We start from the raw sequence: 20,806 nt of genomic DNA, 5'->3' as shown, positions 1-20,806 counted from the left end.
AAAATAAACAATTCGATAATTTTAAAACATAAAATTGATAAATTGGTATCTCGAAAAAAAGATAATTTTCTATTTAAAAGAATAAACGGTAACGCTTAAAGGAGGTAAAATTAATTCAACTGAAAAGTCTCTTCCGTCATAAGGTACAGGATCAATTTTTAAAGATTTAAAATTTCCAACTCCACTCCCTCCGTAAACAGATGCGTCACTATTGAAGATCTCTTCCAATTTACCTTTTTTCGGAATTCCAATTCTATAATTTTCGCGAACTATTTGTGTGAAATTACAAACTACGATTACATTTTCATCAGGGTTATTTCCTTTTCGAATATAAGACAAAACTGCATTTTGATGATCCGAATAATTAATCCATTCGAAGCCCTCTCCTGAAAATTGTTTTTCATATAATGCAGGACGCGATTTATACAATTGATTTAGGTCTGTAATCAGTTTCTGTGTTCCTAAATGATAATCATATTGCAACAAATGCCAATCCAGACTTTTTTCGAAATTCCATTCGTCACTTTGTCCAAATTCAGAACCCATAAAAAGTAATTTGGTTCCTGGATGTGTAAACATATAACCGTATAACAACCTTAAATTAGCAAATTTCTGCCATTCGTCACCAGGCATTTTACCGGCTATAGATTTTTTTCCATAGACCACTTCATCATGAGAAAACGGAAGCATAAAATTTTCAGTAAAAGCGTAGGTCATCGAAAAAGTCAAATCGTTCTGATGGTACTTTCTATAAACTGTTTCCTTCTGAAAGTATTTTAAAGTATCGTGCATCCATCCCATCATCCATTTCATTCCAAAACCTAAACCACCTGTAAACGTTGGTCTTGATACCATTGGGAAAGAAGTACTTTCTTCAGCAATAGTTTGAACTCCATCAAAATTAGCATAGATTACTTCATTAAACTCTTTAAGAAAACTAATTGTATCCAGATTTTCTCTGCCTCCATAAATATTAGGCTCCCACTCCCCTTCTTCTCGTGAATAATCAAGGTATAACATAGAAGCTACGGCATCAACACGCAAACCATCAATATGATAATGTTGCAACCAAAAAACGGCATTACTGATTAAAAATGCCCTGACTTCATTACGTCCATAATTAAAAACCAAACTTTTCCAATCCGGGTGATATCCCTTCCTGCGATCGGGATGCTCGTACAAATGCGAGCCATCAAAGAAACCTAAGCCATGCGCATCATCAGGAAAATGAGATGGAACCCAATCTAAAATCACTCCAATCCCAGCCTGATGCAATTTGTCGACCAGCACCATAAAATCCTGCGGTTTACCAAAACGGGAAGTTGGAGCAAAATAACCTGTCAATTGATATCCCCACGAAGGATCATACGGATATTCCATAACAGGCATAAATTCAACATGTGTAAAACCTGTTTCTTTTATATAGTTTACCAGATCGTCAGCAAGTTCCAGATAAGTCAAAAAACGATTGTGTTCTCCGCGTTTCCAGGAACCTAAATGCACTTCATAAACCGAGTAAGGTTTGTCCAAACCGTTTTTTCCCGGACGTATTTCCATCCATTTTTCGTCTTTCCAATTATAATCCAAGTCCCAAACTACCGAAGCTGTATGGGGTGGTTTTTCGCAATATAACGAGAATGGATCCGCTTTTTCAGTTACAATTCCGTTAATACTCGATTCTATCTTATATTTATAAAGTGCTCCTTTTTCGATACCCGGAATAAATCCTTCCCAAATTCCCGAAGAATCCCAACGGACTTGTAGCAAATGTTCGTCTTCTGTCCAATAATTAAAATCACCAACAACCGAAACAGATTGAGCCGTTGGGGCCCAAACCGCAAAATAAACGCCTTTTACTCCGTTAACTTCAACTAAATGTGCTCCTAACTTTTCATATAACCTGAAGTGTTTGCCTGCTTTAAATAGATTAATATCAAAATCAGTAAAAAGAGAATGCGTGATAACTTTATTCATATTTGGTTTTTAAGGCAACAATTAATTTTTTAAGTATACTATTCAATTCTAAAATTATCCGACAGAACCACTCCTTTTTTAATAACTACAATTCCGTCTTTTATACTGTATAATTCGTTTGTAAAATTATCTAAATGTTTTCCTCCATTGATATGAACATTGTTTCCTATGCGAACGTTTTTATCTACCAAAACATTTTTTATAAAACAATTTTCGCCAATACCAACATGAATTTTATTAATCGTGCTTTCATGGTTCATCTCGTCAAGATCCTGATAAAAATCGTTACCCATTACATAACAGTTTTCCAGAATAGTCCCTTCCCCAATTCTGGAACGAATACCAATTACAGAACTTTTAATTTCTTTTGCATTAATGATACAGCCTTCGGAAATTAAAGATTGATTTATAATTGAATTTCTAAATTTTGATGGTGGCAATAATCTGGGTCTCGTGAATATTTTATTATCATTATCAAATAAATTAAACTCAGGTATATCAGCTGTTAAACCAATATTTGCCTCGAAAAATGATTCTATATTTCCAATATCAGTCCAATACCCTTCATATTGGTAGCTCAAAATTTTGTGTTTACCAACAGCTTGAGGGATAATTTCTTTACCGAAATCTTTGGTTTCGGGATTAGACATTAAATCTTCTAATAATTGGCGGTTAAAAATATAGATTCCCATTGATGCCAAATATTTTTTACCTTTTTCCTGCATATGTTCACTTACTTCAGATTCCCATTCCGGCAAAAGTGATGCGTGAGGTTTTTCTATAAAAGCTTCAACAAAACTTTCGTGACAGGTTTTTAAAATTCCAAATTCAGGAGCATCCTTTGCATTTACCGGTAAAGTTGCTATTGAAATTTCAGCATCTGCCGCAATGTGAGCTTCCAGCATTTCATTAAAATCCATTTGGTATAATTGATCCCCTGAAAGAATTAAAGCATGATCGAAATCATGTTTTAAAAAATGTGACATACATTGACGTACAGCATCTGCAGTTCCCTGAAACCAGGTTGGATTATCCGGAGTTTGTTCTGCTGCCAAAATATCAACAAATGACTGACTGAAAATACTGAAATTAAAAGTGTTTTTTATATGTGCATTTAAAGATGCGGAGTTGAACTGTGTTAAAACAAATATTTTGAAAATATCAGAATTGATACAATTTGAAATAGGAATATCTACTAATCGGTATTTTCCACCAATTGGTACTGCTGGCTTTGATCTGGTTTCTGTCAATGGATACAAACGCGATCCCTGTCCTCCTCCTAAAATAATGGCAATTACATTTTTCTTTTTAAATTTCATTTTTCTCAATTATTAGGTTGTATATCTCAATATATTCTTGGCAAACTCTTTCCCATGAATGGTCGATTGCCATTCCCATTTTTCTTATTTTATCAAAATTTATTTTATCGTCGTATAATTTTACTGCGCGATTTATAGAATAGCAAATATCTCCAACTGACGCCTGATCATGGCATATTCCGTTTCCGTTATCGCCAAAATCAATTACCGTATCACGCAAACCACCAGTTCTCCTAACAATTGGAACAGTACCATAACGCAAGGCATACATCTGATTCAAGCCGCAAGGTTCCACTCTTGAGGGCATTAAAATAAAATCTGAACCTGCATAAATCAAATGTGCTAATTCTTCGTTATAACCAATAAAAACATTATAATTTCCCTTGTAATCATTTCGTAATTGTATTAATTGCTCCTCAATAACAGAATTTCCAGATCCCAAAATCAAAATATTTATGTTTTCGAAATTTTCAGACAAGGCCAACGCAGAAGCCTGAGGTAATAAATCTCCTCCTTTTTCTTCAAATAATCGACCAATGAAACTAAATAATGGTTTAGCAGGATCTAACTCAAATTGTTCGCATAACTTTTCTTTATTCTTTTGCTTTCCAATTTCTAAATTCTCAATAGAATAATTTTCAGCAACCATTTGATCTTTTGCAGGATCCCAAACTTCAATGTCTATTCCGTTTAAGATTCCTTTTGATTTATTTCTAACCGAATTAAACAGAGATTCCAGACCATTTGCAGAGATATTAATTTCGTCTAAATAGCTAGGAGAAACTGTTGTTACAGCATGTGCGCACTTTACTCCTACAGCCAAAGAATTAAGCGAATTATTCCATTCTAAAAATCCAACATGAATTAAATCAAATTCTGGTAAGTAATGTAATTTATCAAAACCAAACCAACCCTGATACAATCCATTATGAATTGTAATTACAGTTCTTACAGATCGTAAAGTTTCATATTTATAAGCATATTTAACCAAAAATGAAATTAATCCGGTATGATGGTCATGGCAATTCATAACATCAGGCACAGTTGTACGGGCTGAAATCCAATCTAAAGTAGCAATTTGAAAAGATAAAAATCGTTCGATATCATCTTCATATCCGTAAACATTTGGGCGGTCAAATAATTCTTTAATTTCGATCAGATACAATTCATATCCTAACTTATCTGTAGTTTCTTTTAGTACACTAAAAGGGAAATCAAAATTACCGAGTTTTACAGTTCCCCAATGCACACACTCAAAATCATTTTCTTTCCTGAATTTAGTATCATAACAAGGAACCACAACCTTAACTTCATGGCCAGCATTCTGCTGGTATTTTGGTAATGCACCTACGACATCGGCTAAACCGCCGACTTTTGCCATTGGGTAACATTCTGCACTAATATGAAATATTTCCATTTAGAAATTTATAAACGTATTATTAAAACTAATTTGCTAATTATTTTTTTTTAGTAAGCATATTAAAATGCTACTTTTATGTTTCCTAAATTTAGGAAAAAATAAGTAAAATTAAGGCTCCGAAAAAAATTTATTGATATGACAAAAAAGGCTACAAATCCTATAGAATCTTTAAAAATTCCACAGATTATCATATTATACAGTAAAATACTAGCTTTTATTTCACCTAAAACAGCTACTATATTTACTGCAAGGCTTTTTACAACACCAATAAAACACAAAGTCCCGAAACGAGAGTTTGAGATGGATCATAAAAGCATTAAAAAAACGATTTCAGTTCCTGCAATACATAAAAACATTGTTACTTATGAATATGGAGAAAGTGAACATAAAATTTTGCTGGTCCATGGTTGGTCCGGTCGCGGAACACAATTATTTAAAATAGCTGACGAGCTTCTAAAAAACGGATATTCTACCGTGAGTTTTGATGCTCCTGCACATGGAAAATCCGAAGGAAAAACTACCATTATGTCCGATTTTATATTTTCCATCTTAGAACTGGAAAAACAGTATGGGCCATTTGAAATTGCAATTGGGCATTCCCTGGGTGGAATGTCAGTTTTAAACGCTATTAAAGACGGTTTAAAAGTAGAGAAAGCCATTATTATTGGTAGCGGAGATATTGTGCAGGATATTTTGGACGAATTTATTTCAAAATTAGGCTTGAAACAGGAAATCAGCAATAGATTACGTGATCTTTTTGAAAAGAAATATCAAACTAAAATGAATGATTATTCCGCTTATCTTGCCGCACAAAAAGTTACTATTCCTGTTTTAGTCATTCATGATGAAGATGATCCTGAAGTTTCTGTAAAAGCCGGAATTCATATTCATGAAAATCTACAAAACTCAAGTTTGTTTTTAACCCAGGGGCTAGGCCACAGAAAAATATTGGGAGATAAAAATGTGATTAAAAAGGTCGTAGATTTCATTAAAAGTAACTAATTTTATGATAGTTATGTTTTTATTCGTCAATTGTAAAGAAAATAGAAATGGATTTATTTGGAGAAACATCTGACTGGGGAACAAAGTTAAAACCCCTTTTAAAGAAATATAAAGGAAAAAAGCATCCTCTGGAATATCAAAATACTTACCAATTACTGGTTATGGTAGTTTTATCTGCTCAGGATTCTGATGCCAATATTAATAAAATCGCTCCCGCTTTATTTGATAAATTTCCAACACTTAAAAGTTTGTCAAAAACTGATGCTGAAACATTTATACCCTTTATTAGCAATGTTAGAAATTATCCTACAAAAGCACAATGGCTGTTAGAAATGGCAAAAACAATCAAAAATGATGAAGATATACCTTTAACCATGCAAGGATTAACCGCATTAAAAGGTGTAGGAAGAAAATCTGCTAATGTTATAATGAGAGAAACCCATCAGCCAGCTGAAGGTATTATTGCTGATTTACACGTTATTCGTGTAGCTCCAAGGATTGGAATTATAAAAGAAAGTAAAGACGGAAATAAAGTCGAAAAAGAATTAATGCAAGCGTTGCCAAAATCTATCTGGTCAGAAATTGGAATGGCAATTTCATTTCATGGAAGAGAAATATGTAGACCAAAGCCCAAATGCGAAGAATGTTTATTGGCAGATATTTGCCATTATTATCTAACACAAATAATATAAAAACTACTATTTTCTTCTGGTATCAATCAGATAAATAATTTTCCAGGTGTCTTTTTCTTTAAATAAAGTAAAGGTGTTAACTCCTGAATGACTCAATTTATCATTCAAATAAAACTCATAAGGTGCCCAAACATGAGCCATTGTGCCATCAATTTGAATATTATAATTTAAGATTTTCTCCTGAAATTTCATAGTTGACGGAATTGAAGCAGTAGATTTATAAAATTCTTTTGCACTTTCATCCGATAATTTATTTCCTTCTGTGACACTCTCACTAATTGACTGCAAAATAACTTTATAAGAACAAACAGATTGTATTTTTACAGTATCTTTTTGATGAAATCCTTCAAAAAACAATTCAATACTTTTCTGCACATCTTGTTTTTGTGCATGAACCGAAAATCCTATAAGCAATAAAATTATAATATAAAGTTTCATATACTAAGAAATTAAAAATTCTAATCTAAGATATAAATTCTTATCAGATATTAATAATTGATTTTAGGCAGAATTATTTGAAATCACATATCTTAAGCATAAAATTACCTCACTGAGAATTGCTTTATCGATATAAGTCCTTAATATTTTTCAAATAAGGGATTCTCAGAGTCCACGTTTGTGGGCTTAAATCAAATATTCTTAGTTTAATTTCAAAAAAAAAAAGAAGTGAGTTTTTTAAAGAAGTATATAAAAACAAAAAAACGTTTTGTTAAAAACAGGTTTTTTAAAAAGAAAGGCGACGCCTCCCGATAACTATCGGGGCTCCCGCATAACTGCAGTATTTTGTAAAACAAAAAATCCCTCCCGATAAATCGGGAAGGATTCTTAAAAGAAAGGCGACGACCCCCGATAGCTATCGGGGCTCCCGCATAATTGCAGTATTTTGTAAAACAAAAAATCCCTCCCGATAAATCGGGAAGGATTCTTAAAAGAAAGGCGACGACCCCCGATAGCTATCGGGGCTCCCACATAACTGCAGTATTTGTAAAACAAAAAATCCCTCCCGATAAATCGGGAAGGATTCTTTAAAAGAAAGGCGACGACCCCCGATAGCTATCGGGGCTCCCACATAACTGCAGTATTTGTAAAACAAAAAATCCCTCCCGATAAATCGGGAAGGATTCTTAAAAGAAAGGCGACGACATACTCTCCCACATAACTGCAGTACCATCTGCGCAGGCGGGCTTAACTACTCTGTTCGGGATGGGAAGAGGTGAGCCCCGCCGCAATAACCACCTTAAGGTTGTTAGTCTAAAGTCAAAGGTCTTAAAGTTATAAAGCCTTTCGACTTTATGACTTTTATCTTTTGACTAAAAGACTGCCCGCGACGGGCAAATATCTTAACATACTGAGATAAAGAAAAGTACTTTTATTTACTATTTTTAGAAAGTTTTCTCCCGATAGCCTAGGCTATCGGGAAAGGGTGTACATAAGCTTACGGATTATTAGTACTACTCGACTATGACATTACTGCCTTTACATCTATAGCCTATCAACGTGGTCATCTTCCACGATCCTTAAAAGAAATCTCATCTTGTGGTGGGTTTCGCGCTTATATGCTTTCAGCGCTTATCCCTTCCAAACGTAGCTACTCTGCGATGCTCCTGGCGGAACAACAGATACACTAGAGGTTTGTCCAATTCGGTCCTCTCGTACTAGAATCAGATCCACTCAAATTTCTAACGCCCACAGTAGATAGAGACCGAACTGTCTCACGACGTTCTGAACCCAGCTCGCGTGCCACTTTAATGGGCGAACAGCCCAACCCTTGGGACCTTCTCCAGCCCCAGGATGTGACGAGCCGACATCGAGGTGCCAAACCCCCCCGTCGATATGAGCTCTTGGGGGAGATCAGCCTGTTATCCCCGGCGTACCTTTTATCCTTTGAGCGATGGCCCTTCCATGCGGAACCACCGGATCACTATGCTCTACTTTCGTACCTGATCGACCTGTATGTCTCTCAGTCAAGCTCCCTTATGCCATTGCACTCTACGCACGGTTACCAAGCGTACTGAGGGAACCTTTAGAAGCCTCCGTTACTCTTTTGGAGGCGACCACCCCAGTCAAACTACCCACCAAGCAATGTCCCCCGCAAAACGGGGTTAGGCCTCAGATAAACAAAGGGTTGTATTTCAACAATGACTCCACAACGCCTGGCGACGCCACTTCACAGTCTCCAACCTATCCTACACATCATTTATCCAAGGTCAATACTAAGCTATAGTAAAGGTGCACAGGGTCTTTTCGTCCCACTGCGGGTAAACGGCATCTTCACCGTTACTACAATTTCACCGAGCTCATGGCTGAGACAGTGTCCAGATCGTTACACCATTCGTGCAGGTCGGAACTTACCCGACAAGGAATTTCGCTACCTTAGGACCGTTATAGTTACGGCCGCCGTTTACTGGGGCTTCAATTCAATGCTTCTCCGAAGATAACATCTCCTCTTAACCTTCCAGCACCGGGCAGGTGTCAGGCCCTATACTTCATCTTACGATTTTGCAGAGCCCTGTGTTTTTGATAAACAGTCGCCTGGACCTCTTCACTGCGGCCAGCTTGCGCTGGCGACCTTTCTCCCGAAGTTACAGGTCTATTTTGCCTAATTCCTTAGCCATGAATCTCTCGAGCACCTTAGGATTCTCTCCTCAACTACCTGTGTCGGTTTACGGTACTGGTACTAATTACCTGAAGTTTAGAGGTTTTTCTTGGAAGCCCTTAGGCGCACTATCTCTTTGTCCGAAGACTCCGAGTACTATCGTATTTCCCCAAGACGCGTGGATTTGCCTGCGCATCTTATAGGTAGGTACTTCAACGAACTATTCCGTCAGTTCGCGGCGCTTTCATCACTCCGTCACCCCATCACAGTAATTAGTAGTACGGGAATATTAACCCGTTAGCCATCGACTGTCCCTTTCGGGTTCGCCTTAGGACCAGACTAACCCACAGCTGATTAGCATAGCTGTGGAAACCTTAGTTTTTCGGTGTGCGGGTTTCTCGCCCGCATTATCGTTACTTATGCCTACATTTTCTTTTCTAACCAGTCCAGCATGCCTTACGACACACCTTCAACCCTGTTAGAATGCTCCCCTACCACTTAGAGTAAACTCTAAATCCATAGCTTCGGTAATATACTTATGCCCGATTATTATCCATGCTCGTCCGCTCGACTAGTGAGCTGTTACGCACTCTTTAAATGAATGGCTGCTTCCAAGCCAACATCCTAGCTGTCTGGGCAGACAAACCTCGTTCTTTCAACTTAGTATATATTTGGGGACCTTAGCTGATGGTCTGGGTTCTTTCCCTCTCGGACTTGGACCTTAGCACCCAAGCCCTCACTGTTAGTGAACATTATATAGCATTCGGAGTTTGTCAGGAATTGGTAGGCGGTGAAGCCCCCGCATCCAATCAGTAGCTCTACCTCTATATAACTTTATAACTAACGCTGCACCTAAATGCATTTCGGGGAGTACGAGCTATTTCCGAGTTTGATTGGCCTTTCACCCCTACCCACAGGTCATCCGAAGACTTTTCAACGTCAACCGGTTCGGACCTCCACTATGTGTTACCACAGCTTCATCCTGCCCATGGGTAGATCACACGGTTTCGCGTCTAACACTACTGACTAAAGCGCCCTATTCAGACTCGCTTTCGCTACGGATCCGTGGCTGAACCACTTAACCTTGCCAGCAACGTTAACTCGTAGGCTCATTATGCAAAAGGCACGCCGTCACCCCACGAAAGGGCTCCGACCGCTTGTAAGCGTATGGTTTCAGGATCTATTTCACTCCGTTATTCACGGTTCTTTTCACCTTTCCCTCACGGTACTGGTTCACTATCGGTCTCTCAGGAGTATTTAGCCTTAGCGGATGGTCCCGCCAAATTCAGACAGGGTTTCACGTGCCCCGCCCTACTCAGGATACCACTATCTATTATACTCGTTACCCATACGGGGCTATCACCCTCTATGGCGTCACTTTCCAGTAACTTCCGGTTCCTTGTACATAAAATGTCGTGGTCCTACAACCCCAACAATGCCGTAACATCATTGGTTTGGGCTAATCCGCGTTCGCTCGCCACTACTTACGGAATCACTTTTGTTTTCTTCTCCTCCGCCTACTTAGATGTTTCAGTTCAGCGGGTTTGCCCACCTATCGGTGTACTATGTCTTCAACATAGTGGGTTGCCCCATTCAGGTATCTACGGATCAATCGGTGTGTGCCCGTCCCCGCAGCTTTTCGCAGCTTATCACGCCTTTCATCGCCTCTGAGAGCCAAGGCATCCCCCATACGCCCTTATTTTGCTTATTGTACCAATCATAAAATTAATTATGACCGTTTTTTTTGTCTTTTATTATTCGTATTGCTACTTATAACAAAAAACGCTTTCTACTTTTTATTATTTTCTTATCTCAATATGTCAATGAACTTTATTTATGTCGAAAGTTGTAAAGCCTAAGGTCATAAAGTCATACTTTTGACTTTCAGACTTTAGTCTTTCGACTAAATTTGTGGAGAATAACGGAGTCGAACCGTTGACCTCCTGCGTGCAAGGCAGGCGCTCTAGCCAGCTGAGCTAATCCCCCATTTTTCAATCTTAGATTGTAGAATTCAGATTTTAGATTCTTGAATTCTTCTCTAATCTCTTTTGGTGAATTCCAACTTCCAGAATTTCCTTTTTTTAAGAGCAAAATAGTTGTCTCGGACAGACTCGAACTGTCGACCCCTACATTATCAGTGTAGTACTCTAACCAGCTGAGCTACGAGACACTCTTATTCTTAAAATTTATTATTTGAACTAACAGCAAGAGTAAAATAGTCTTAAAATCAAAACCTTTAAAGCTTCTTCTTTTTTCCTCAGCGTGCATTACTGCTAACACTCGAGGCTCTAGAAAGGAGGTGTTCCAGCCGCACCTTCCGGTACGGCTACCTTGTTACGACTTAGCCCTAGTTACCAGTTTTACCCTAGGCAGCTCCTTGCGGTCACCGACTTCAGGCACCCCCAGCTTCCATGGCTTGACGGGCGGTGTGTACAAGGCCCGGGAACGTATTCACCGGATCATGGCTGATATCCGATTACTAGCGATTCCAGCTTCACGGAGTCGAGTTGCAGACTCCGATCCGAACTGTGACCGGTTTTATAGATTCGCTCCTGGTCGCCCAGTGGCTGCTCTCTGTACCGGCCATTGTAGCACGTGTGTAGCCCAAGGCGTAAGGGCCGTGATGATTTGACGTCATCCCCACCTTCCTCACAGTTTGCACTGGCAGTCTTGTTAGAGTTCCCGACTTCACTCGCTGGCAACTAACAACAGGGGTTGCGCTCGTTATAGGACTTAACCTGACACCTCACGGCACGAGCTGACGACAACCATGCAGCACCTTGTAAATTGTCTTGCGAAAGATCTGTTTCCAAACCGGTCAATCTACATTTAAGCCTTGGTAAGGTTCCTCGCGTATCATCGAATTAAACCACATGCTCCACCGCTTGTGCGGGCCCCCGTCAATTCCTTTGAGTTTCATTCTTGCGAACGTACTCCCCAGGTGGGATACTTATCACTTTCGCTTAGCCACTGAAATTGCTCCCAACAGCTAGTATCCATCGTTTACGGCGTGGACTACCAGGGTATCTAATCCTGTTCGCTACCCACGCTTTCGTCCATCAGCGTCAATCAATTAGTAGTAACCTGCCTTCGCAATTGGTATTCCATGTAATCTCTAAGCATTTCACCGCTACACTACATATTCTAGTTACTTCCTAATAATTCAAGTCTAACAGTATCAATGGCCGTTCCACCGTTGAGCGATGGGCTTTCACCACTGACTTATTAAACCGCCTACGGACCCTTTAAACCCAATGATTCCGGATAACGCTTGGATCCTCCGTATTACCGCGGCTGCTGGCACGGAGTTAGCCGATCCTTATTCTTACGATACCGTCAAGCTACTTCACGAAGTAGTGTTTCTTCTCGTATAAAAGCAGTTTACAATCCATAGGACCGTCATCCTGCACGCGGCATGGCTGGATCAGGCTTGCGCCCATTGTCCAATATTCCTCACTGCTGCCTCCCGTAGGAGTCTGGTCCGTGTCTCAGTACCAGTGTGGGGGATCTCCCTCTCAGGACCCCTACCCATCGTAGCCTTGGTAAGCCGTTACCTTACCAACTAGCTAATGGGACGCATGCTCATCTTTTACCGTTGTGACTTTAATAGTGGTTTCATGCGAAACTGCTATACTATGAGGTATTAATCCAAATTTCTCTGGGCTATCCCTCTGTAAAAGGTAGATTGCATACGCGTTACGCACCCGTGCGCCGGTCTCTAAATCCGAAGACTTATACCCCTCGACTTGCATGTGTTAAGCCTGCCGCTAGCGTTCATCCTGAGCCAGGATCAAACTCTTCATCGTATATTGTTGATCTGATTTGCATCAGATCGTATTGTTATTCGAATCAGTCTCTATCGGTTCTTTTCTAATCTCTCGATTATCTTACTCTTTATTCTTTTGCCCTAACATCTCTGTTAAAGCGGCTGTCAATTCAATATGTCTACGAACGTGTCTTCTTTTTCAATTTCGCTTGTTTCTCAAAGCGGGTGCAAAAGTAGAAAATTTATTTTAACCGGCAAGTAAATTTTGAAGTTTTTTTTTAGAAAATTTCTTTTCCTTTTCTTCTCATCTCCCAACCAGTCTATCAATGAACTTTCCGTATTTTGCGGGGTGCAAAGGTAACATCTGTTTTCAAATCTCGCAAGCTTTTTGAAATCTTTTTTGAAAATAAATTCTCAGTTTTGATTCGTTGTGCCTGCCAGTATTTCAGTGAACGTCTATCGTTGTTGCGGGTGCAAAAGTACACTCTTTACAGGCTTAAACAATACTTTTTCTCCACTATTTTCGATATTTTTCATAAGTTACTGGTTAGGTGTTTTTTACAAGCCAGTTTTTTTTTGAGTTCTCTCAGCATTAAGTGCCTTAGGCTGATTTTATCTCAAAGACGCCAGGTTTTGCTTCTCCGGATCTGCTTCGAAAAGAACGTAAAAGTGGAGTTTACCGGGTTTACTAGCTTTGAACAGATCCTAACTTTGCCTTTTTACCTTATATACATCTACAACTCTTCCGCAAACTGCTCCCCTAGCCCCGATAGAAACGGAAATCCTTTTGTGCCGGGGTTCGGCACAAAAGATTGGAGTGGATAGCGGGAAATAGCTCCTCATAAAACTTCAAATTCCTAATTTCATAAGCTCTTCTTTCTCTCCGTTAGATAAAAATCCTTCTTATATATAAGTAACAAAAAATAAACCCGACAGGTTTTGGAAACCTGTCGGGTTGAGGGATTGAAATCTTGCCTTGTGTATAGTAGTGAAGAAAACGCTCTCCAATAAAATAACAAAAGCTCTCTGAATGTTTATAAAAAAGGCTGTTTTATGGTAGTCCTTTTGATTATTTGATAAAATTCTTTATTTAATAATTAGTTTCTGTATTGCATTGTTTCCGTCCTGTTCTACCTTTATTATATATACTCCAGTAGAAAGACCAGAAACATTTAATTCATTCTTATTAGTCTGAATAGAAAGCAGTTTTTTTCCAGACATGTCTGATATTAAAATATTCTTACTGCTGCCAGATGCTGTTTCTATATATACCTTGTCTTCTGTAACCGGGTTTGGGTACAATACAAAACCTTCTATCGTATTGACAGGTAATCCTAAAGTACAATCAGTAGTTGATACGTTTATTGTACGGGTTACTACAGTTTGATTTTGTAAGGCATCTTTAACTGTGTAACTTAACATGTATTGCCCTGTTGTATTCACATCAACATTACCCGATACCACAACTGTAGCAGTAAGATCTGTATTTAAATTGTCTGCAGCTGCATAACCTGGTTCCGTATATACACAACCTTTATCAATTGAAACTACAGCATCTCCTGAAAGGGTAATAGTTGGTTTGGCGGCTTCGATTGTAATCGTCCAATTTTCTATAGTTCCATTTTGAGCAAGCACATTGTATGTTACAGGTGCTGTGTAATTTAATGTTGTGACCCCGCTGTTCTGAATGTAAGTACCAATACGCAAAGTAGCAAAATCAGATAACTGAACAATAGGAACTAAGGTGCTTAAATCAGCGTTATTATTCACTAAAACTTTTACCGTTTTTAACGTTGGATCTATAACGCTTACTCCTACTTGATTTGCAACTGAATAATTTAAGATATTTGCTTCTGAATTTTTAGCATTGATAGTAACGTTGTAATTCGTTTGAGAAAGCTTGTTTTCTGAAAGTACTGTCACGAAAAAACTATTGGTATAATCTGAAGCAACTACTTTTGAATTCAATTGTTTAGCTCCATTCACATAAAGTTCAGCTCCCGGAGAAACAGCGAAATCAGCTATTAAATTTGAAACGTTATAACCAAATGGAACGATTTTAGTTGCATTATTTCCGACTATATCTGTATTAATCTCTTGTAATAGTCCGGGATTTGAAGCAGTTTTGAAATCATAAGAAAGTAATTTACTTTCATTACTTAGACCTGTAATTACTTTAACTGTATAAGTCTCTGAGATTCCAGTATTAAAACCAACACCCTCTATTACTACTGTAACAGGATTTGTGTAATCGTTTGCTGTTACTCCGTTAACCTGTGTGACATTGTTTATTTTTGCAATACTCTTCATTCCTAAGGAATAATTAGCAATTGCATTCGTTATATCAGCTCCGTCATTTAATAATATCGAATATGTTTTGGTTGCAGCATCATAAGATGACGATAATTGATTTACAAATTCTATTTTTTGCAATAATACTGGTACATTCCAGAACTTACCAACTCCTATACCATCAGTGTCTGCATTTGTGACTACAGCTGTATTATCGCTTATTGTGCTGTCAAAAACAAATGGCTTGTCTCCTTCTGAAAAAGAATAATAAGCCAGTAGATCCGGTTCATTTCCAATATATTTTGTCATTGCATTTGCTGCAATTGTTGCCTGACTTCTAACTCCTGACCATATACGAACTTCGTCTATATTACCATTTAAACCACGTGCTAAACCTGCATTATTGCCGATATAGGCTGCTGCTGTCGCATTAGAAGAGGCTGCATTTGCAATACCTGTACTTGTATAAGGAACCGAAATTCCATCAATATAAACTGTATAATCATTAGTCTCACTTACTGTAAAGGCAATGTGATGCCATGTATTTTGCCTGATAGAATTTAATCCTGTATTAATTACATAAGAACCTGTAGGTGTTGTAATAGAAATTACTAAACTATTCTCTTTATAAATAGACAGGCTGCTATTGTTATGTATAAAAGCCAATACTGAACCTTTCTCTAAAAGCCTTCCAAAAATTGATGGTTTATTTTGATTGACCCAAAGTTCGTACGTATAATTATGGATAATATCTAGAGCTGGAGTTACATCTGTTTTAATAAAATCATTTATTCCGTCAAAAGTTCCCGTGACATTTGTAGCATAGTTTGCAACGTGAGAAAGAGTTACTGATTTAGAATCATTTGCAGGATCTGTATCTCCAGGTAATTTTGTATACACCTCAATTGTGTAATTTCCGGTATTTCCCAGATCAGCTTTTGTGGTAAATGTAAAATTAACTGTTGCAGCTGCCCCAATTGGGGTTGTGAAATTTTCAACTACTTCTGCTCCTCCATTAATCTTATAAGCTACCGGGAAATTTGAAATTGCTGAATTTGAAAAATTACGAATTAAAGCAGTAACCGACACTGGTGCATTACCCGGTTTAATTGGTGCTATTATTCTTTCTACACTCGCATCAGCAGCTGTGAATGGTAGTACATTAATAGTGTATTCTTCTACTTCAAAATCATTTCTTGAACTGGTTAGTCCGTCAAAAGTTGGTCCGAGATTGACATTGTAATATTCCGATGGTGAACGGAACATGTGTATTATACGCATTAACTTTTCACCCGAAACTGTACCTGCAGGAATAGTTACCCCTCCTGCTAAGGTAGAGTTGTTTCTGAAATAATGTGTGCCTGTTGTTGACGGAATAGCTGGCGATGCAGAAGTTGGTGTAGTATTTACCCAAAAGGTTCCTGCGTAAAATTCATCTGTCAAATTACCATCTCCATTTAAATCGATCACAATCATCGTAAATACTCCAACTGCTGACGCTGATTGATCTTTTGTAATTGGTGTCTCCGTTTTAGTAATTGATATTTCCGGCTGGTAAGTGAAACCAGCATAAACTGGAATTTTCACATTTTTAAAATCGGAATAAGCTGTAGTTCCAGAATTGTTAACAACATCATTCCATTTTAATTTTGAAATAGCATATCCGTTTGTATTGGTATGAACAGGCAAATCGTTTTGATTGTAAACTACTTTTTCACGTGTGTCATTGGCAGCGTTATCATCTGCAATATCTACTCCGCTTTTGATCGTGTAAGGAGTACTACCTACAACGGATAAATCTGCTTTAGTGGTAAAAGTGAAACTAACCGTGGCGCCAGGCGCAATTACAGGAATAGTTTCAGTAACTTTAGTTCCACCGTTTACCTGATAAAACACAGGGAAATTCGTTAAAGCAATTGGTCCCAGATTACTAACTCTGATTGTTATATCATTCGTACTTGTCTTTTTACCCAAAACTTCAGGCGTTACGATAGAAGCAATAGCCGCATCGTTTACAAGTGGTTTTGCAACACAAGTAATATCAGCAATCCAACCTCTTCCATTTTCAACTTGATCTGAAATAAATCTAAAAGTCAGCTCTCCACCAGTAGCTGTAGATGTTAATGATGGTGGTAAATTACTTCCTGTAAAAGTACCTAATAAAGGAGAAGAAGTATTTGGTCCGTTATAAATATATAAAAAGTCATAATCCTGCTCAAGATCAAAATCAGTAAAATTCACATTAATACTGCTACCAATCGTTCCGGGTTTAAAAGTTATGGTTTGTGTAAGCTGATCTCCATAATTAGCGTAGCGAGTTCCGCCATCTGTAAATACTGCTGAACAAGTAGTCACGCTAGGTAGTGCCCCTATAAGAATGTCTGATCCGACATTGGTAACTAGTTTTTGAATTGTATTGTTTGCTGCAACAGCATCCCCTGGATAGTTTACGTTTCCAATTACAGTATATATATTGGGAGCTGAAAAATCTGCTTTTTGTACAAAATCGTAAGATATTTCACTAAGAGGAGCTAGTGGTCCTGGAATAATTTCAACTATTTCAGCTTCGTTATTTATTTTATAAGAAACGGGAATATTACTCACTGCAACGGGAGAGTGGTTGTACACTTTTACTTTTACTGTTTCGGCAACAGTAAGGCCTGCATTAGGTATGAATGAAGATAGTGCAAGATCTGTAGCTGTAGCTTCAAAAAGCGAAATATTATCAATGAATACTGAATTGTAAACATTATCGCTATTCACTACTATAACATCATTATCGATAGCTGATTCAAAAGCGAGGCTAAATGTTGTTCCCGCATAAGCAGATAAATCATATACCAGTTCTGTATTACCCGTTAAGGCAGTCCCCCCATAAACGCCTAGATTTTCAAAACTATTTAATGGAGTGCCATTTACAGTAAGCCTAAAAAAGTTTTTGTTTACTGGCCCAACATTACTCCAAAGTAAATTAAATTTAAGTCTAAGTGCTTTTCCTGTAAGACTTGTGGCGTCTATATCACAAAAAGAAACTTTTTGAATAAAATTTGGATTATTAGTAAAAGCATTAGCTATTGTACTTGCTATCCAGGGAGCTGATGGTGCATCACCAGATCCTGACATTTTTGCCCCGTCTAATAAAGTGCGATCTATATATTCGTATTTTACCGTTCCTGTTACGCCTTCAGTAAATACATAATTACTTGCTTTTCTGGTATTAAAGTTTTCTGTAAAAGGTAAATTTATAGCACTAAGGACTGGCTGAGAAACTGGTTCTACGTTTACAGCTCTAACTCTTTCAGAAACAATTCCGGTTGCAATGTCTACAGTCCGCACTGAAAACCAATTATCATCTCCAGGTGTAAGATTTGTAAAAGTATAAGTAGGATCTGTAACTGTTGCCACCACATCAAACTTATAACCGTTCATTTTTAAAACCTCGTATTTTGCACCTGCTATTGGATCCCAATCCATTTTATAAGAAGATGTACCACATACTGACGGTGCGATAACCAAATTTTTAGGCTCTGCAATAATATTAAATACTTCTTTTGAAGTATCTACTTTTGTTCCTGCGCTAACTCTTATTTTTGCATTTGCAACAGTACCCGCTGGTGCTTTCCATGCAAAATTTCTCGCAGCAGACGGAACATCTTTGGCTATCAACTGATAAGTTATTCCGCCATCCGTTGAATATTCAATTGTAAATGTTTTTTCTTCTCCTTCATAATCCCAACGAATGTACTCCGTATTATCTGTGTCGAATTTTTCTCCACCCACCGGATAAGTAAGAATTAATTCCGGGGCTACAAAATCATAGACTACAGAAAACTCCTGAGTACCCAGCGGAACTCTTGAACCTGTAACAATAATTTTATATGTTCCGGATGAAGGATTGTCTAAAGTTACCTGTTCGATATTATTCATATTATCTACTCCTCTTGAAGCATTTGAATTTGGAGTTGTTGGATTTAAAACCCATGGTAAAGTAGTGATACCGTCTTTTACAATTTTAATATCTAAATCATTTATCTGAACTGAAGTTGCGCCAGGCGTTCCTTGTAAATCAGAATATGCAAGCATTACCTTTAATGTCACCAATCCTGCCGGAACTACAATATCCTTTTCGTAAGTGGCTCCATTAGCAACTGTTGCGGTATAAAATAATTTGTTATCTAATGCTTTAACTGCTCTTAAACCATTTAAGTTACCAAATCCGTATTTATAATCAGGACCCGGATTACCGGCATCTTTGGCTGTATTGGTCACTAAAGCTTTCATTAAAGATGCTAAAGGTTTTGTTCCGTAAATATTTTTATATCTTTCGTACAGTAATGCCACTGTACCTGTAGTTCCTGGTGTTGCCATTGAGGTTCCGCTCATTATCTGATAAGAGTTACTATAATCTAATGAATAAACATTAGTACCAACTGCTGCAATCTGAGGGACTAAACGACCATCTATTGTGGGGCCGAAACTACTATAACTACTTATTAAATCATCCGGATTATTTGCGGCTACATGCAATGCATTTTTTGAATTTTTTGTTGATGTATTAAAACCGCCAGGATAGGCTGTTTGCGCATTTCCGTTCGAATATATATTGAGTAGATAAGGATAATCGACCGTAACTTTATCGTCTCCTACATCTCCTGCGTCATAACGTCTGGAATTATATCCGGAAGTTAAATTTACACCGTATGAGTTTGATGTTATCTCAATGCCGTCTTCATCAGCTGATATCCTTCTTTCTTCGTAAACTAATTTATTATTCGATTGTATATTAAAATTCCAGCCGTACATTTGTACCTCCGGAGCCATTCCGCGGGCTTTTGGGTCTAGTAGACCCGCTCCTCCAATGGTTCCGGAAACGTGATCTCCATGCGAAGAATTTGATTCATATTCCCTATTGATAACTCTGCCGGTATGATCTTTATGCAGTTCAAGATTACCATCCCAAACCCCCACTTTTACTCCTTTTCCGGTTAATCCATAGCCTAGTCCCGGGATTACAGATCCTAAAACATTGGCTTTATGTGAAGTTAGTCCCGGTTTATTGTCGCTTTCGACTGGAGCAGGAACTAATTCAATGTTCTGAACCCAATTGAGTTTTGCAATTTCCTCAAGTTTTTCTTTAGGGGCCTGAAGATATAATTGGTTAAAATCTTCTATATTATTACTGCTTTTAATAAATAACGATGCTAAATCCTGTGCAATAACCTTGTTGTTTACCCCTTTAAAATAACTAATAACAACTTTTATCCCATTAGCTCCTTCTGCTGCGTAATCAGGAATAGCGCTATCAACAATCATTGGATCTAATTTATATTTAGGATCGACCGTTATGGCTGCTCTTATATTATCCGAAACAGTACTCTTGCTGTAAAATTCAGAAGAAATTGCAGCATAATATGCATTACCAGATAAATAGCTAAGCAATAATATTCCTTGTGATTTTAATTTTTGCTGCTCTTCTACTGATGGTATTTTTGTAAACTGTAACAAAGTATACTCTGTTTTAGGATTTTGTTTACCCGTATTCTTTTTTTCTTTAAACTGCTGTTTAAAATTTGCAGTGGTAGCGATTTTATTACCGTTTATGGAAATTGTAAAATTATTATCAGATTCCTTTTGTGACCATAAAATACTGGTCAATAGTAACATAAATAAATTAAGTAATTTTATTTTCATAATTTAATATTTTAGTTAACAAATAGTTGAGAAGAGTAAACCTACAAATTAAAC

Annotated in this window: 7 protein-coding genes, 2 tRNA genes and 3 rRNA genes; 2 read left to right on the top strand and 10 right to left on the bottom strand. The window is 37.7% G+C overall.

Annotation, left to right across the window (positions count from 1 at the left end; translation table 11 throughout):
* Positions 1–69: 69 nt before the first annotated feature.
* The 3 genes from glgB to ACQY44_RS24560 are packed head-to-tail and all read right to left on the bottom strand — an operon-like array spanning position 70 to position 4,710.
* Complete coding sequence (gene glgB / locus ACQY44_RS24570) at positions 70–1,974, bottom strand: 1,4-alpha-glucan branching protein GlgB (protein WP_428232910.1); 1,905 nt, start codon at positions 1,972–1,974, stop codon at positions 70–72.
* A gap of 38 nt (positions 1,975–2,012) precedes the next feature.
* The gene (locus tag ACQY44_RS24565) at positions 2,013–3,293 is read right to left on the bottom strand and encodes a glucose-1-phosphate adenylyltransferase (protein ID WP_428232909.1); all 1,281 of its coding nucleotides are present in this window, start codon (positions 3,291–3,293) and stop codon (positions 2,013–2,015) included.
* Complete coding sequence (locus ACQY44_RS24560) at positions 3,283–4,710, bottom strand: glycogen synthase (protein WP_428232908.1); 1,428 nt, start codon at positions 4,708–4,710, stop codon at positions 3,283–3,285. Before ACQY44_RS24560 ends, ACQY44_RS24565 begins: the two co-directional genes overlap by 11 nt.
* A gap of 138 nt (positions 4,711–4,848) precedes the next feature.
* On the opposite strand from ACQY44_RS24560, the gene ACQY44_RS24555 reads away from it, so the two are divergent.
* Both ACQY44_RS24555 and ACQY44_RS24550 read left to right on the top strand, forming a co-directional pair.
* Positions 4,849–5,715: an alpha/beta hydrolase gene (locus tag ACQY44_RS24555; RefSeq protein WP_428232907.1), complete on the top strand. Its 867-nt coding sequence runs from the start codon at positions 4,849–4,851 to the stop codon at positions 5,713–5,715.
* Positions 5,716–5,762: 47 nt separating this feature from the next.
* Positions 5,763–6,407: an endonuclease III domain-containing protein gene (locus ACQY44_RS24550; protein WP_428232906.1), complete on the top strand. Its 645-nt coding sequence runs from the start codon at positions 5,763–5,765 to the stop codon at positions 6,405–6,407.
* A 6-nt stretch (positions 6,408–6,413) separates the two neighbouring features.
* Here ACQY44_RS24550 and ACQY44_RS24545 read toward each other — a convergent pair whose 3' ends face one another.
* From ACQY44_RS24545 to ACQY44_RS24515, 7 genes are all read right to left on the bottom strand, one after another.
* The gene (locus ACQY44_RS24545) at positions 6,414–6,845 is read right to left on the bottom strand and encodes a nuclear transport factor 2 family protein (protein ID WP_428232905.1); all 432 of its coding nucleotides are present in this window, start codon (positions 6,843–6,845) and stop codon (positions 6,414–6,416) included.
* A gap of 692 nt (positions 6,846–7,537) precedes the next feature.
* A 5S ribosomal RNA gene (rrf, locus tag ACQY44_RS24540) occupies positions 7,538–7,647 on the bottom strand.
* Between the two features lie 185 nt (positions 7,648–7,832).
* Positions 7,833–10,714, bottom strand: a 23S ribosomal RNA gene (locus ACQY44_RS24535).
* A gap of 201 nt (positions 10,715–10,915) precedes the next feature.
* Positions 10,916–10,989, bottom strand: a tRNA-Ala gene (locus ACQY44_RS24530).
* 110 nt (positions 10,990–11,099) lie between these two features.
* Positions 11,100–11,173: transfer RNA gene (locus ACQY44_RS24525), tRNA-Ile, on the bottom strand.
* A gap of 122 nt (positions 11,174–11,295) precedes the next feature.
* Positions 11,296–12,809, bottom strand: a 16S ribosomal RNA gene (locus ACQY44_RS24520).
* Together the 16S, 23S and 5S rRNA genes with 2 tRNA genes alongside form the textbook arrangement of a ribosomal RNA operon.
* A gap of 1,046 nt (positions 12,810–13,855) precedes the next feature.
* A complete protein-coding gene (locus tag ACQY44_RS24515) occupies positions 13,856–20,752 on the bottom strand; it encodes a S8 family serine peptidase (RefSeq protein ID WP_428232904.1) in 6,897 nt (2,298 codons plus the stop codon).
* Between the last annotated feature and the right edge of the window lie 54 nt (positions 20,753–20,806).

The organism is Flavobacterium sp., from assembly GCF_965277525.1.
Taxonomy (GTDB): Bacteria; Bacteroidota; Bacteroidia; order Flavobacteriales; family Flavobacteriaceae; genus Flavobacterium.
The sequence above is the reverse complement of the archived record's forward strand: the minus strand, read 5'-3'. Positions and strand labels throughout refer to the sequence as shown.